The organism is Alkalimonas sp. NCh-2, from assembly GCF_039631345.1.
Classification (GTDB): Bacteria; Pseudomonadota; Gammaproteobacteria; order Enterobacterales; family Alteromonadaceae; genus Alkalimonas; species Alkalimonas mucilaginosa.
This window is the reverse complement of the sequence record NZ_JBDIUV010000001.1, coordinates 573274-587157: the sequence shown is the minus strand read 5'-3', so window position 1 is coordinate 587157 and position 13884 is coordinate 573274. Positions and strand designations below refer to the sequence as shown.

At 53.1% G+C, this 13884-nt stretch carries 15 protein-coding genes; 11 read left to right on the top strand and 4 right to left on the bottom strand.

From position 1 onward, the window contains the following. Position 1: 1 nt before the first annotated feature. A complete protein-coding gene (xseA, locus tag ABC502_RS02840; RefSeq protein WP_345914819.1) occupies positions 2-1336 on the bottom strand; it encodes an exodeoxyribonuclease VII large subunit in 1335 nt (444 codons plus the stop codon). A gap of 137 nt (positions 1337-1473) precedes the next feature. Here xseA and guaB point away from each other — a divergent pair, with 137 nt between their 5' ends. From guaB to ABC502_RS02810, 6 genes are all read left to right on the top strand, one after another. Beyond that, the gene (guaB, locus tag ABC502_RS02835; protein ID WP_345914817.1) at positions 1474-2943 is read left to right on the top strand and encodes an IMP dehydrogenase; all 1470 of its coding nucleotides are present in this window, start codon (positions 1474-1476) and stop codon (positions 2941-2943) included. A gap of 72 nt (positions 2944-3015) precedes the next feature. Continuing rightward, on the top strand, positions 3016-4593 hold the full coding sequence (gene guaA, locus ABC502_RS02830; RefSeq protein WP_330086805.1) for a glutamine-hydrolyzing GMP synthase: 1578 nt from the start codon (positions 3016-3018) through the stop codon (positions 4591-4593). Positions 4594-4891: 298 nt separating this feature from the next. After that, positions 4892-5275 (top strand): cytochrome c oxidase assembly factor Coa1 family protein, encoded by a 384-nt coding sequence (locus tag ABC502_RS02825; RefSeq protein WP_330086806.1) that lies wholly within the window; start codon positions 4892-4894, stop codon positions 5273-5275. Between the two features lie 129 nt (positions 5276-5404). Further along, positions 5405-5851, top strand: coding sequence for a hypothetical protein (locus ABC502_RS02820; RefSeq protein ID WP_345915130.1), 447 nt, complete (start codon positions 5405-5407; stop codon positions 5849-5851). A 92-nt stretch (positions 5852-5943) separates the two neighbouring features. Beyond that, the gene (locus tag ABC502_RS02815; RefSeq protein ID WP_345914815.1) at positions 5944-6213 is read left to right on the top strand and encodes a hypothetical protein; all 270 of its coding nucleotides are present in this window, start codon (positions 5944-5946) and stop codon (positions 6211-6213) included. 124 nt (positions 6214-6337) lie between these two features. Next, positions 6338-6556 carry a VF530 family protein gene (locus ABC502_RS02810; RefSeq protein WP_330086808.1) on the top strand — a complete coding sequence of 73 codons (219 nt, stop codon included), beginning with the start codon at positions 6338-6340 and terminating at the stop codon, positions 6554-6556. Between the two features lie 17 nt (positions 6557-6573). Here ABC502_RS02810 and ABC502_RS02805 read toward each other — a convergent pair whose 3' ends face one another. Then, positions 6574-7080, bottom strand: coding sequence for a DUF3087 family protein (locus tag ABC502_RS02805; protein WP_330086809.1), 507 nt, complete (start codon positions 7078-7080; stop codon positions 6574-6576). Positions 7081-7142: 62 nt separating this feature from the next. Beyond that, complete coding sequence (locus tag ABC502_RS02800) at positions 7143-9167, bottom strand: S9 family peptidase (RefSeq protein WP_345914814.1); 2025 nt, start codon at positions 9165-9167, stop codon at positions 7143-7145. 144 nt (positions 9168-9311) lie between these two features. Here ABC502_RS02800 and ABC502_RS02795 point away from each other — a divergent pair, with 144 nt between their 5' ends. From ABC502_RS02795 to ABC502_RS02775, 5 genes are all read left to right on the top strand, one after another. Next, complete coding sequence (locus ABC502_RS02795; RefSeq protein ID WP_345914813.1) at positions 9312-9758, top strand: DUF2784 domain-containing protein; 447 nt, start codon at positions 9312-9314, stop codon at positions 9756-9758. An 86-nt stretch (positions 9759-9844) separates the two neighbouring features. Further along, entirely contained in the window at positions 9845-10636 is a 792-nt protein-coding gene (locus ABC502_RS02790) for a helix-turn-helix domain-containing protein (RefSeq protein WP_345914812.1), read from the top strand. 48 nt (positions 10637-10684) lie between these two features. Then, a complete protein-coding gene (locus ABC502_RS02785) occupies positions 10685-11146 on the top strand; it encodes a carboxymuconolactone decarboxylase family protein (RefSeq protein ID WP_345914811.1) in 462 nt (153 codons plus the stop codon). Between the two features lie 167 nt (positions 11147-11313). After that, the gene (locus ABC502_RS02780) at positions 11314-12243 is read left to right on the top strand and encodes an ABC transporter ATP-binding protein (protein ID WP_330086814.1); all 930 of its coding nucleotides are present in this window, start codon (positions 11314-11316) and stop codon (positions 12241-12243) included. Further along, a complete protein-coding gene (locus tag ABC502_RS02775; RefSeq protein WP_345914810.1) occupies positions 12240-13001 on the top strand; it encodes an ABC transporter permease in 762 nt (253 codons plus the stop codon). The genes ABC502_RS02780 and ABC502_RS02775 overlap by 4 nt, the downstream gene beginning before the upstream one ends. A gap of 73 nt (positions 13002-13074) precedes the next feature. Here the strand turns inward: ABC502_RS02775 and ABC502_RS02770 are convergent, their stop codons facing one another. Beyond that, positions 13075-13749: an NAD(P)H-dependent oxidoreductase gene (locus ABC502_RS02770; protein ID WP_345914809.1), complete on the bottom strand. Its 675-nt coding sequence runs from the start codon at positions 13747-13749 to the stop codon at positions 13075-13077. Positions 13750-13884: the final 135 nt, after the last annotated feature.

Sequence of the window (13884 nt, the reverse complement as noted above, 5' to 3'; positions counted from 1 at the left end):
GTTAGCGTTCGATAGCAGTCACTTCTGCGACAAAAGCTCCCTGGGCCAGTTTGGTGCGAACCAACTGGCCTTTTTTTAACTGGTTGCTATCGGTCAGCACTTTATTTTGTTCATCAAAACTGATGCTGTAGCCCCGTGCCAGAGTAGCCAATGGACTGACGGTATCCAGCCGGGCAAGGAGCAATTGCCAGCGTTGCTGATGTTGCTGCAGTTGTTGCTGCATGGCCCGGTGCAATAACCGCTGCTGCTGGTTCAGTTGTTGCTGATGCTGCTGCAGCTTTTTGGCCGGTGACAGTGCACTGAGCTGACGGCTCAGGCTGGCCTGTTGCTGCTTGAATTGCTGCAAGCGCTGCTGCAACCGGCGCAGCAGTTGGCTACTAAGCTCGTCCAGCCGCTGTTGTTGCTGTTGCAGTTGCCGCGAAGGGTGTCTGGCCTGCAGTCGCTGGGTCAGTTGTGCTACTTTGGGCGCAAAGCGCTGCAGCTGCTGGCGCTGCGCCTGCAGCAAAGCCCGCTGCAGCCGCTGCACCCGCTCCAGCAGATGCAGCTGATCGCTGGAAACCAGCTCGGCGGCAGCCGATGGCGTGGCGGCGCGGATATCGGCGACAAAATCACTGATGGTGACATCAATCTCATGGCCAACGGCGCTGACAATAGGCACCGGGCTTTTTGCAATCAGCCGGGCCAGTTGTTCGTCGTTAAAACACCAAAGATCTTCCAGCGAACCGCCACCACGGCCAATAATAATGGCATCCACCTCGTTGCGCTGATAGGCCAGGCTAAGCGCCTGACAGAGCTGAGCGACCGCGCTGCTGCCCTGCACCAGGCTGGGGTAAACAATGATCTGCATGCCTGGCGCCCGGCGTTTGAGCACCGTCAGAATATCGCGGATGGCCGCACCGGTCGGAGAGGTCACGACGCCTAAGCGCTGAATCATGGCCGGCAACGGCCGCTTGCGTTCACTGGCCAGCAGGCCCTCGGCCAGTAAGCGTGCTTTGACTTGTTCAAACTGCAATTGCAGGGCACCACTGCCGGCATCTTCCAGCAGCTCGGCCAGCAACTGGTACTCACCGCGGGGCTCGTACACACTGATGCGGGCCTTGATCAGTACCTGCTGGCCATTTTGCGGTTTGATGCTGGCCATGCGATTGCTTTGGCGAAACATCGCCACTTTGACCTGGGCACCGCTATCTTTTAATGAAAAATACCAGTGACCAGAGGCTGCAGCGACAAAGTTAGACACTTCTCCTTGCAGCCAGATGCGCTGAAATTGTTGCTCCAGCACCATGCGGACTTCGCTGTTTAAGCGGGATACGGTGTAAATGTCTTTGTTTTGCATGCTGATATCAGAAGTTTCCCGGCAGAAGTGGCTTACTCTACCACAAAAGTAAAAAATCGTTTGTTCCGAAGGCGAAAAAGCGCTAAAATTGCGCCGCAACATTCCTTTGGTTTTTCCCAAGAAGCGAGATTGTTGCGATGCTCAGGATCATGAAAGAAGCCCTTACCTTTGACGACGTGTTACTGGTTCCGGCGCACTCCACCGTACTACCCCATACTGCCGATTTACGCACTCAGCTGACCGACAGCATTCATCTGAATATTCCGATGGTGTCCGCTTCGATGGATACCGTGACCGAAGCCCGTTTGGCCATTGCACTGGCGCAAGAAGGCGGCCTTGGTTTTATCCACAAAAACATGACCATTGAAGAGCAGGCGTCGCACGTTCGCCGGGTAAAAAAATACGAAAGTGGTGTAGTGTCGGATCCGGTCACGGTATCGCCGCAAATGACAGTCCGTGAAGTGCAGGCGCTGGCGCAGCAACACGGTTTTTCAGGTTTCCCGGTGGTGGATGCCAACCACAATCTGGTCGGTATTGTCACCGGCCGTGATATGAGCTTTGAAGCCAGTGCCGGCACCAAAGTTTCTGAACTGATGACACCGAAAGATCGCCTGGTGACAGTGAACGAAAATGCTTCCCGCGAAGAAGCCTTTAAGTTAATGCACCAGCACCGCATTGAAAAAGTGCTGGTGGTAGACGATGCCTTTAAATTAAAAGGCCTAATCACGGTGCGGGATTACTACAAAGCCGCCAGCAAGCCAAATGCCTGTAAAGACGAATTGGGCCGGTTGCGGGTGGGTGCTGCGGTTGGCGTGGGGGCCGGCACCGACGAGCGTATCGCCGCTTTAGTCGAAGCTGGCGTCGATATTCTGCTGATTGATACCTCCCATGGCCACTCGCAGGGGGTGATTGACCGGGTGAAACAAACTCGTGCCCAGTACCCGAACCTGCAAATTGTTGCGGGCAACGTCGCGACTACTGAAGGCGCCAAAGCGCTGGCGGAAGCCGGTGCCAATGCCGTCAAAGTAGGCATCGGTCCTGGCTCGATTTGTACCACCCGTATTGTGACCGGCTGTGGTGTACCACAAATCACGGCGATTGCCGATGCGGTCGAAGGGGTGAAAGGCACCAAGGTAAAAATCATTGCCGATGGCGGTATCCGTTTTTCAGGCGATGTCGCTAAAGCCCTGGTGGCTGGTGCCCATTGCGTGATGGTGGGCTCCATGTTTGCCGGTACCGAAGAGTCGCCGGGCGAAGTGGAGCTGTATCAGGGCCGTTATTACAAATCCTACCGTGGCATGGGCTCTCTGGGCGCTATGGCACAGCGGCATGGTTCGTCCGACCGTTATTTCCAGGGCAGCGACAATGCCGAAAAGCTGGTGCCGGAAGGCATTGAAGGCCGGGTGGCGTACAAAGGCCCGATCGAGAACATCATTCACCAGCAAATGGGTGGTCTGCGCTCGGCCATGGGCCTGACCGGCAGTGAGTCCATTGAGGTGCTGCGTACCAAGCCACAATTTGTCAAAGTGACCTCTGCCGGTATGGGCGAGTCGCACGTGCACGATGTGCAAATTACCAAGGAAGCGCCGAATTACCGCATGGGGTAAAGGCTGCGTTTCACAGCGGCTGGCACTTGCCAGCCGTTTGCTTTCACAACGATTGGATTTAAAAAGGTCACTATGAGCAAAAACATTCATCTGCACCGCATTCTGATCCTGGATTTCGGATCTCAGTACACCCAGCTGATTGCCCGTCGCATCCGCGAGATTGGGGTTTACTGTGAACTCTGGGCCTGGGACGTTACCGAGGAGCAAATCCGCGACTTCAACCCAACCGGTATCATTTTATCCGGTGGCCCGGAGAGTGTGGCTGCTGCTGATTCGCCGCGGGCACCACAGTATGTATTCGAGGCAGGCGTGCCTGTGCTTGGCATCTGCTACGGCATGCAAACCATGGCCGAGCAACTGGGCGGTAAAGTATCCTGCTCCGATATGCGTGAGTTTGGCTATGCTCAGGTGGAAGTGATTGCTAAAAACCGCTTATTTGCCAACATCGAAGATCACATCAGTGCCAGCAATACCGCATTGGTGGATGTCTGGATGAGCCATGGCGATAAAGTTATCGAGATCCCACCAGGTTTTGAAACCGTGGCCCGCACCGATACCTGCCCGCATGCTGGTATGGTCGATGAAGCGCGTCAGTTTTACGGCGTGCAGTTCCACCCGGAAGTGACTCACACCCGTCAGGGCCTGCGGATGCTGGAGCATTTCGTGGTCGATATCTGCTGCTGCGAAAAACTCTGGACCCCTGCATCCATTATCGAAGATGCCATCCTGCGCATTCGTGAGCAGGTTGGCGAGGACGAAGTGATTCTGGGTTTATCCGGTGGTGTCGACAGCTCGGTCACCGCCATGTTGCTGCATCGTGCTATCGGCGCACAACTGACCTGCGTTTTTGTCGATAACGGCTTGCTGCGCTTAAACGAAGCCAAGCAGGTGATGGATATGTTTGGCAACCACTTTGGTCTGAACATCGTCCATGTCAGCGCTGAAGATCGCTTCCTGGATGCGCTGGCCGGCCAGAACGATCCGGAGCAAAAGCGCAAAACCATTGGCCGGGTCTTTGTCGATGTGTTCGACGAAGAGTCGCAGAAACTGAAAAATGCCCGCTGGCTGGCGCAAGGCACCATCTATCCGGATGTAATTGAGTCGGCAGGTTCGGCCACCGGCAAAGCCCATGTGATTAAATCGCACCACAATGTTGGCGGCCTGCCAGAGCATATGAAAATGGGCCTGGTCGAGCCACTACGCGAGCTGTTTAAAGACGAAGTGCGCAAAATCGGTTTAGAGCTGGGTTTGCCGTACGACATGCTGTACCGCCACCCGTTCCCGGGGCCAGGCCTTGGTGTGCGGGTGCTTGGCGAAGTGAAAAAAGAGTACTGCGACTTGCTGCGCCGCGCCGATGCCATTTTTATCGAAGAGCTGCATAAAGCGGACCTGTACCACAAAGTCAGCCAGGCCTTTGCCGTATTCCTGCCGGTGCGCTCGGTCGGGGTAATGGGCGATGCCCGCAAGTACGACTGGGTGATTTCACTGCGTGCGGTCGAAACCATCGACTTTATGACCGCCCATTGGGCGCACCTGCCATACGATATGCTGGGCAAGGTGTCTAACCGCATCATCAATGAAATCGACGGCATCTCCCGCGTAGTCTACGACATCAGCGGCAAGCCACCGGCGACCATTGAATGGGAATAAGCCTTAGTAGCTAATACCTCAAACCCCGGTACGGATACCGGGGTTTTTTTATCTGTACAGCATAAGATGGTTTAATAAAGGTAAATTTAGAGAGTAAAAGTTACAGCTTGTTCATACGTAAAAAGTCAGTTAAATTGGTTACTTAGCAATGAATTGCTCGGTGTGTAAATTATCTCGTTTTTGAAAGTAATGCGCCTGAGTGAGTTTTAACTGCAAAGGTGTTTGTATTGTCAGCGAGTTTCGCTGAGCGATTTAATCATTGCACACTGTTTTTGCAAAGGGATGTACGTTTAATACTATGAAGAAAACATTTCTGTGGGTTGGGCTTGGCCTGGCAGGTGGTATGGCTTTGCTGGCTTTTATAGGTGCAGTGATCCTGTTCGTGATGAATATGTTGAAAGGCGACGCATACGAGCTTTCGCTCAAGTCGGTGTCTGCCCATCCGCAAGTCATTGCTGTATTCGGGGAGCCGGTCAGCCCCAGCTGGTTTGTACTAGGCAGTGTGAATATCAGCGGCCCGGACGGTTCGGCCTCACTGGAATATAACATAAGAGGGCCTGAATCCTCTGGCACAGTGTATGCCTATGCCACCAGAGCTGCGGGTGAATGGTACCTTGATAGAGTCATTGTTCTGGAAGCATCGTCTGGTGAGCGAATTAATGTCTTAGAAGGCGACAAATAGATGCCCCTGAATTGGAGCTTAGGTCCTGGTAGAGCTGGTTTGCCAATGGGCGTACTATCAGGGTGGTGAAACCCGTGACTCTGGATAATAAAGCACGCTGACTTAGCAGCGATGTATAAAAGGAACTTAATCTTGAAAGCAACAAACTATTGGCTGCTTATGGCGGCTGCAGGCTCATTTTTGGCTGCACTTGCGCATCTGGGGTGTATTGTATTTGGTGGTGACTGGTACCGATTTTTCGGTGCCGGCGAGCAAATGGCACTTATGGCAGAGGCCGGCCATTGGCAACCCGCGGTAGTTACCTCCGGTATTGTGTTGGTATTACTGATTTGGAGCGCTTATGCGCTTTCCGGAGCTGGCGTCATTCGTCGTTTACCGCTGCTGCGCACTGGTTTGCTGTTGATAGGTGCTGTACTGCTGATGCGAGGCCTTGGTTTTGTAGTGCTGATGCCACAGTTTCCTGACAATAGCCTGATGTTTTGGCTGGTTAGTTCGGGCATCTGTTTAGTCCTTGCTGCTGGTTATTTGGTGGGGTTAAAGCTGCAATGGCCCACACTGAAAGTGCATCAGGCATAGCACTATGTTTTGGTCTGTATCAGCATTCATGTATGTGCCAAGTATCGACTTAAGTTATTGTAATTTTGGATGTTTTAATATGGAGGTCTTGGGTGCTTAGCCGTGAACAAGCGGAGGTTGCTGCTGAGGCACTGCTGAAGAGTAAGCGTCAGCAGTTGGCACGTAAACAGGCCAACCTGCAAAAGTGGCGACTGCGTCGCCATAGAATGGTTGCAAGTTTTATCGGTTTTATCATGGGCACTATACTGGGTGATTACTTTGCCGGGGATCCTTATCCCTGGAACTTGATTGGGCTGGCAATAGGTTTGGTGTTCGCACTGCTAGGGCAGCATTTCGGCCGGCCAGAGGATAAGCCGCGTTAGTTTGCTTTCCTGGCGAAGATCCCGGTTAATGCGCTATTGCTGATGCACGCACTCAATGGTCGATGGCAGCTCAGGCTCCCTTGCTGTACCATGCAGCCAGTTTTTGCAATCGAGGACACAGGGTATGAATACAACACAAGCCAATAATCCACTGCATGGACTTACTTTAGAAAGCATCTTAGTACGGCTGGTTGAGCATTACGGCTGGGAACAGTTGGCAAGCTATGTACGGATCAACTGCTTTAAGCAAGATCCATCGGTAAAGTCCAGCCTGAAATTCTTACGTAAGACACCTTGGGCCAGAGCTGAAGTAGAGCAACTGTATCTGAAAACCTTTCAGTGATTACAAGGCCTACCAGCTCAAAATTTATCCAGCATCTGCCGCTGATAATGCGAGGGCTCAATCTGCAGGCCCGCTTCTGCTATTTGTTGTTGCAGCGCATTGTCGGTCTGATTCAGCTCCGATAATACCAGCGTATTATCATCCAACTGCCAAATCAGCCGAGAGCCAGCGTAACTGAAAGCCAGTATGGTCAAGGCTGTAGGATCAAGCTGGTCTGCCGCTCTGCTAATGTGTTTTAGCTTGCGTTGGATTAGATTCAGTTCGTGTTTCAGATCCCAGATGTAGGCGACTTCAAAAAAGTAAGGGTGGCTCTTTAGCTGCTTTAACGCAGCTCCAACCACCAGGCAGCCAATCAGCACACCAGTGGCATTGAGCCAGAAGTTGCCAGCACCAGGCTCTGAAAAGAGCTGAATTAGCAAGGTCGAGCTGCCCAGGCTAATGCCCGCCAGTGCCAGAATACTGGCTAGCATAATACGGTGCAGACGGCTGCGGTAGCGCTCTTTATTGATGGTTTTTAGTTGCATGGTTTTTAGCCCTGTCTCTGTAAAAAAGGCGGCACCAGGCCGCCTTCATTACTTATATCGCATTAACGCGGGCCTGGCTCGGCAAAACGCGTCATCCAGTCTTTGACCTGATTGTACCAGTAAATGGAATTGTTTGGCTTTAAGATCCAGTGGTTTTCATCCGGGAAGTAGATCATCCGCGACTCGACACCACGGCTTTGCAGGGTACGGAACAACTCAAAGCCCTGACCCACCGGCACACGATAGTCAAGCTGACCGTGGATCACCAGGGTGGGGGTGTTGAAGTTACCGGCAAAGTAGTGCGGTGAAATGGACTTGTAAATCTCCGGGTTGTCCCAGTAATGGCCAAAGCGGGTGGAGTGCACGGCAAAGTCCGCCGACATCTGCGAGTACATATTGTAGACCGCAGCATGGATCAGCAGCGCATTAAACGGATGCTCCTGGCCCAGAATAATGGAGCTTAAGTAACCGCCGTAGCTGGCGCCACCGGCCACCATGCGCTCGTTGTCGATCCAGTCTTTTTCTTTGAACCAGTCAGCAGCGCGCAGTACATCGTACAGTGGGGCTGTTTTCCAATCCGGGTTGATGCTGTCGGCAAAGTCCTGGCCAAAGCCGCTGGAGCCGTGGAAGTTAGGCCAGGCGGTGACATAGCCCCAGGAAGAGAACGTCTGGGCATTCCAGCGGTAATGGAAACCATCGGTAATGGCGTTGTGCGGACCACCGTGGATCAGCAAAAACAGCGGGTATTTTTTGCTGCGGTCAAAACCAGGCGGGTAATGCACCCACATTTGAATGTCCTGACCGTTGTGGCCCTGGTAAGTGACGGACTCATAGGTACCCATATCGACATCGGCCAGCACCTCATCGTTAAAGCTGTCCAGTCGGGTCAGGTTGCCGTTGCGTGGGTTGATCCGCACCAGACGTGCCGGGTACAGGAAGCTTTCGTTGGTGGCCACCAAGGTGCCATTGCTGGCTATGGCCGGACGACCAAAGTTGGTAGCTGCCGTGACAGCGCGGACATTACCATTACGGGCATTGATGTGGTAAATCCGTGAGGTACCGGCATCATCAATGGCGGCATAGAAACCACGGCTGTCATGAGTCCAGCTGAAGTTGGACACCGAGCGATCCCAGTTGGTGGTAATTTCGCGCTCATTGCGACGGGCCAGATCCAGCAACACCAGGTTGGCCGTATCGGCATAAAAACCGTGAATGCGCTGGCGGGTAAAGGCCAGGGTTTTGCCATCCGGGCTAAACTGCGGGTTGGCATCCGGTGCTTCGTTGCCAGCGGTCAGGTTTTCGGCTTCGCTGCCGCCAATCCGGGCCAGGAAAATATCGATTTTGGCATCGACCTGGTTGTCCCAGCCGTTGGCGTTAAAGGCGATGTAACGCTCGGATGGGTCAATGTCGTAGCTGCCCGATCCCTGGCTGGAGCGTGGTAACTCAAGTCCCAGTGGTTGGGTGATGGCTTCTACTTCGCCACCGGCTGCCGGGATCCGAAACACATGGGCCTGACGGCGCTCATCCAGCCAGTGGTCAAAATGCGAGTAAGGCAGCGCATTCCACTGACGGGCCGAGGTTTTATTGTCTTTATCGGCTTTAAGCTGAGCGCTTATTTCATCCCAGCTCTGCTCCGGAAAGATACGGCTGATGAAATACAGATGCTGGCCAACCCATTTGATGCCATAAACACCAGTGGGTACTTCGGTCAGGCGCTGGGCCTCACCCGGACGGTTCATTGGCAGCAGGTAAATCTGGCCGGCATCGTCTTTATGGCGTTGGCTGATAAAGGCCAGGGTACTGCCATCCGGTGAAAAGGTGGCTTCGCTGACGCGCATGCCTTCGGCAGTAATGGGCCGTTTGCTGGAGCCATCAGCAGCAAACCACCACAGTTGGGTGCTGCCCTGATCGGCGGGTACATCAAAACTGGTCACTGGGGCAACGATGTGCTCACCCTTGGGTGAAATCACCGGGGCGCCAATTCGCTTCAGCTCCCAGATAAGCTCGGCACTGAGTAGTTTTTGCTCAGCTAACACTGCCGACAGCGGCAGCAACCAGCACAGCAGCAGGATACCTAGTTTTCTCACAGGTTTGTCTCCTTGGTTGATCTTGGTATAGGTATTATTTTGCATCGCCAAGTATACTAGCACAGACACTGTGCTTAGCCGACACTGGTCGCAGCTGTGTTGGCTTCGAGCGAATTTTAGTGCTGTTGTGATACACTTTATCCGATGAACCCCTGGTATGAACGGGTGCCAGCCCCGGCCTTGCTGGCAGATATTGTCCTGGTGGTGCACGGTTTGATCGTGCTCTTTGTGCTGGGCGGCTTGCTGCTGACTTTGATCGGCGGTTGGCGTGACTGGCACTGGGTGCGCAATAGTACTTTCCGCCTGACGCAACTGGCGGTGGTGACCGTAGTGCTGGTGCAAAGCCTGCGCGGCCGTTATTGCCCGCTGACCTACTGGGAGGTTGATCTGCGCCGGGCAGCCGGACAGGATGGTTTTGATGTTTCCTTCATCGAGTACTGGGTCTCCAACCTGATTTACTACGATGCACCCGCCTGGGTCTTTACTCTGGGCTACACGCTGTTTTTCTTGTTGCTGCTGCTCAGCTGGTACTGGCTGCCGCCCCGTATTTTGCAGCGTTGGAAAAGCTTGCAATTGGGTAACAAGCCGTAACAACTGTGTCTTGTCTGCCTGTGCTAAGATTTTTCGTCAGCGTTGTTTGAAAGCACCTCGCTGCTTTATTCACCCGGGAGCGCGCAATGTCCTTTCATCCATTTGGATTCAGTCAGGCACAACAAGCCCAGCTTGGCTGGCGCAGCTGGTTGCCAGCAATTCCTCTTCGTCCCTGGCTGGAGTGTTATTACCTGTTGCGCCCCCAAAGCGGGCCACAATTGCACCGCATGTATCCGGATGGCGGGACAACACTGACTCTGCCGCTGCAGCAGGGCAGCATTCAGGTTTGTTCATTGAGCTATCATACACCACAGAGCCGTCCAGCCTGGCAGCCCGGTGAGTGTTTAGGGATCCGCTTCACCCCCGGTGGTTTTTACGCTTTATTTGGCTTTTCCATGCAGGAGCTTGGGCAGCAAAGCAGTGCCTGGCTCACCAAGGAACCAGTCTTTGCCACTTTGTGTGCCCAACTGGCAGAAAGTACTCCTCATTATGCGTCGGCACTGGATCACTTTTTCTTACAACAATTGCAGCGCCGGGCACCGCAGAGTGGTGCTGTGCAACTATGGCGGCAGGCCGGCTTGCAAGCGCAGCAGGATATCCGCAGCTTGCTGCAACAACAAGGGGTAGGGCGCCGCACGCTGGAGCGCCAGTTTCAACTGCAAGTTGGTGTATCACCCGGCCAGTTTTACCAATGGCAGCGGCTAAAGCGAGCACGTTATCTCCTCAGGAGCTGCCCAGAGCAGAACCTAACCGATATCGCCGTTGGTCTGGGCTATTACGATCAGGCCCATTTCGTCCATCAGTTTCGCCAGTACAGCGGGCAGAGCCCGGGCCAGTACCGACAGCGTAAGTTGTCGCAATTATACAAGGCTGGCTAAGTCAGGCGGGGTAAGCTGCAGCGGTATGACAACAGAGGAGAAAATACTATGTCAGCATCTGCAAGCCGGTTATCAACCGCACAACTGTATCAACTGCAACCACAGCTGATGAAAAGCCTGCTGGCGCTGGGTGAAGCGGCGGCCCAGGCGCTGGAAGCCCCCCTGGTGCATCTGGTTAAGCTGAGGGTGTCCCAGCTCAATGGCTGTGCTTTTTGCATGCAGCTGCATGCAGCAGAAGCCAGAAAGGAAGGTGAAGCCCAGTTGCGTCTGGACTTGCTGGCTGCCTGGCGTGAAACAGAGTTATTCAGCATGCGGGAACAAGCCGCGTTAAGCTGGGCAGAGAGTCTTACCTTGCTGGCTGCTACAAAGGAAGTTTCAGAAGCTGTCTATCAACAGACCAGCCAGCAGTTTTCTGCCGAAGAGCTGGCCAGTCTGACGGCGCTGACGATAGAGATAAATGGCTGGAACCGCATCGCCGTTAGTTTTTACGCCAGGATCCCACCGCGATAACAGCGCTATGCAGTTCCGATCAGCGTCTTAAGTAGTAAAAAGCGCTTGACCTCAATCTAACTTGAGGTTTTACAGTGCGATGCTGAGCCATTCGCCACCCTTGTCGAATGGCTTAGCGTCCAAACGACTGAGTAAATACCATCCACCATGACGAAAAAGGAAGCAGCGTGAGTCACTACATTGTCGAGGTAGAGAACCTCAATAAGGCCTACAAATCTGGCCATCAAGCACTGAAAGACGTAAATCTGCAGATCAAACAGGGAGAAATCCTGGCTTTACTGGGGCCGAATGGCGCGGGCAAAACCACTTTAATCAGCATTATTTGTGGTTTGGTCAATCCAGGCTCCGGCTCGGTGCGGGTCGCGGGTTTTGATGTGATCAAAGACTACCGGCAAAGCCGGCAACGCATTGGTCTGGTGCCGCAGGAGCTGGTAGTCAGCATGTTTGAAACCGTCTGGAATTCGGTGGTGTTCAGCCGGGGTATGTTCGGCAAAGCCCGCAACGATGCCTATCTGCAATCGGTGCTGCAGTCACTGTCGCTGTGGGAAAAACGCGACAGCAAGGTGATGGAGCTGTCCGGTGGTATGAAGCGGCGTTTATTGATTGCCAAGGCGCTGGCGCACGAGCCCGAGGTGCTGTTTCTGGATGAGCCAACCGCTGGGGTGGATGTGGAGCTGCGGCGCGATATGTGGCGTTTGGTAGAACAGCTGCGCCAGCAGGGGGTGACCATCATTCTAACCACCCACTACATTGAGGAAGCCGAAGAGATAGCCGATCGGATTGGCATTATCAGCCGTGGCGAGGTGCTGCTGGTGGAAGAAAAACAGCAACTGATGACCCGGCTTGGGCAAAAACAGCTGATGCTGCAACTGCAACAGCCGTTGCCGCAAGTACCCGATAGCCTGGCTGCCTACCAGCTGGATTTATCGGAAGATGGCCTGATGCTGACCTACACCTACGATGGGGGCAGCGATCACAACCATGTCACCGAAATGCTCGGCGCCATCGAGCGGGCCCGGTTGGAGCTGAGAGATGTCCACACCAAACAACGCACGCTGGAGCAAATTTTTGTCAGTTTATTGGAGGAAGCGCTATGAATTGGTATGCGGTTAAAGCCATTTATTTATCTGAGCTGGCACGCACCTGGCGTACGCCCTTGCAGAGCATTGCCTCCCCGGTGCTCTCGACATCGCTCTATTTCATTGTGTTTGGCGCGGCCATCGGCTCGGCCATGGTGTCGATTGATGGGATCAGTTACGGCGCTTTTATTATTCCAGGCCTGATTATGCTGACGGTACTGACTGAAAGCACCTCGAACGCTTCGTTTGGTATTTACATGCCCAAATGGTCGGGGTCGATTTATGAAGTGCTGTCAGCGCCGGTATCGGCGGTGGAAATTGTGCTGGGCTATGTCGGAGCAGCGGCCACTAAATCGATGATCTTAGGTGGCATTATTTTGCTGACCGCCCGCTTCTTTGTGGATTACAGCATTATGCACCCAGGCTGGATGCTGCTGTTTTTGCTGCTGACCTGCATTACCTTCAGTTTGCTTGGTTTTATTATTGGCTTGCTGGCCGATGGCTTTGAAAAGCTGCAGGTGGTGCCTTTGATGATCGTAACCCCGCTGGCCTTTTTAGGCGGCACCTTTTATTCCATCAGCATGCTGCCGGAATTCTGGCAGAAAGTGACCTTGTTTAATCCGGTGGTCTATCTGGTCAGTGGTTTTCGCTGGAGTTTTTACGGCGTATCGGATGTGAATGTGGTTGTTAGTTTAAGCATGATTCTGCTGTTTATGCTGAGCTTTTTACTGGTGATTGGCTGGATTTTTAAAACTGGTTACAAAGTGAAGGTGTAAGTCATCCTGTGGCACATGTAAGCTGACAGGCAACACTGTCAGCTTCAACCTAAGGAAAGCTTAGGTCCTTGCTTTATACCATCACCTCAGCAGCAAGCTCTGCTGCCAGTTGTTCAGCCCGTTGCTTGGCATTGGCAACCGATAAGCGGTGTCTGTCATCTCCAAACTCTTGATACTCAGCGGTAATCTCATGGATGGAATCGACCCCCAAATAGTTACTTAGAGTGCGAAGATGAGGGAGCAGGTGGCTGCTGCTTTCTCTGATCCCGCCTTTTTCAAAGCCAAACTCTCCGCTGGAGGTAATCGTGACCAATGTTTTACCGGAAAGCAGGGGGCGTAGCGGGAAGTTTCCCCGGGAAAGATCGAAATCAAAGGTTTTGTTGATCCGGACGATTTGGTCAAACCAGGCTTTTAATTGCGCTGGCATGCCGTAATTGTACATCGGTGTTGCAATGACGATGATGTCTGCCATGCTGACTTCAGCGATCAGTCTGTCGGATAAAGCCAGGATCTCCTGTTGCGCAGGGGTTCTTTTTTCAGCGGGTGTAAATACAGCGCCAATCCAATCCTGGGTAATAAAAGCCGGTGGGTTTACACCAACATCCCGATAAATATACTCATCTGTGGGCCGTTTTTCCTTCCAGCTGTTAATAAACTGAAGCGCGATGTTTTTCGATATGGAGTTATGGTCAGGGTTTGGGTTGGTTGCTGCTCTAACGCTAGCGTCTATATGCAATAGTGTGCTCATGATGAATACCTTTTAGTGGTTAAGAACGAGGACTATTTTGTAATTCCTAACCGGGTGGTACAAACGAGAAAATGGCATGATAAGATGAGTCAAACTCATCTATTTTTCAGCTGAGTCTATTTTTGCTCAGGAGGT

What these genes read in the sequence shown, in the direction of transcription:
- xseA (WP_345914819.1), bottom strand. Translation starts at nt 1,336, where the DNA reads ATGCAAAACAAAGACATTTACACCGTATCCCGCTTAAACAGCGAAGTC.
- guaB (WP_345914817.1), top strand. Translation starts at nt 1,474, where the DNA reads ATGCTCAGGATCATGAAAGAAGCCCTTACCTTTGACGACGTGTTACTG.
- guaA (WP_330086805.1), top strand. Translation starts at nt 3,016, where the DNA reads ATGAGCAAAAACATTCATCTGCACCGCATTCTGATCCTGGATTTCGGA.
- ABC502_RS02825 (WP_330086806.1), top strand. Translation starts at nt 4,892, where the DNA reads ATGAAGAAAACATTTCTGTGGGTTGGGCTTGGCCTGGCAGGTGGTATG.
- ABC502_RS02810 (WP_330086808.1), top strand. Translation starts at nt 6,338, where the DNA reads ATGAATACAACACAAGCCAATAATCCACTGCATGGACTTACTTTAGAA.
- ABC502_RS02805 (WP_330086809.1), bottom strand. Translation starts at nt 7,080, where the DNA reads ATGCAACTAAAAACCATCAATAAAGAGCGCTACCGCAGCCGTCTGCAC.
- ABC502_RS02795 (WP_345914813.1), top strand. Translation starts at nt 9,312, where the DNA reads ATGAACCCCTGGTATGAACGGGTGCCAGCCCCGGCCTTGCTGGCAGAT.
- ABC502_RS02790 (WP_345914812.1), top strand. Translation starts at nt 9,845, where the DNA reads ATGTCCTTTCATCCATTTGGATTCAGTCAGGCACAACAAGCCCAGCTT.
- ABC502_RS02785 (WP_345914811.1), top strand. Translation starts at nt 10,685, where the DNA reads ATGTCAGCATCTGCAAGCCGGTTATCAACCGCACAACTGTATCAACTG.
- ABC502_RS02775 (WP_345914810.1), top strand. Translation starts at nt 12,240, where the DNA reads ATGAATTGGTATGCGGTTAAAGCCATTTATTTATCTGAGCTGGCACGC.
- ABC502_RS02770 (WP_345914809.1), bottom strand. Translation starts at nt 13,749, where the DNA reads ATGAGCACACTATTGCATATAGACGCTAGCGTTAGAGCAGCAACCAAC.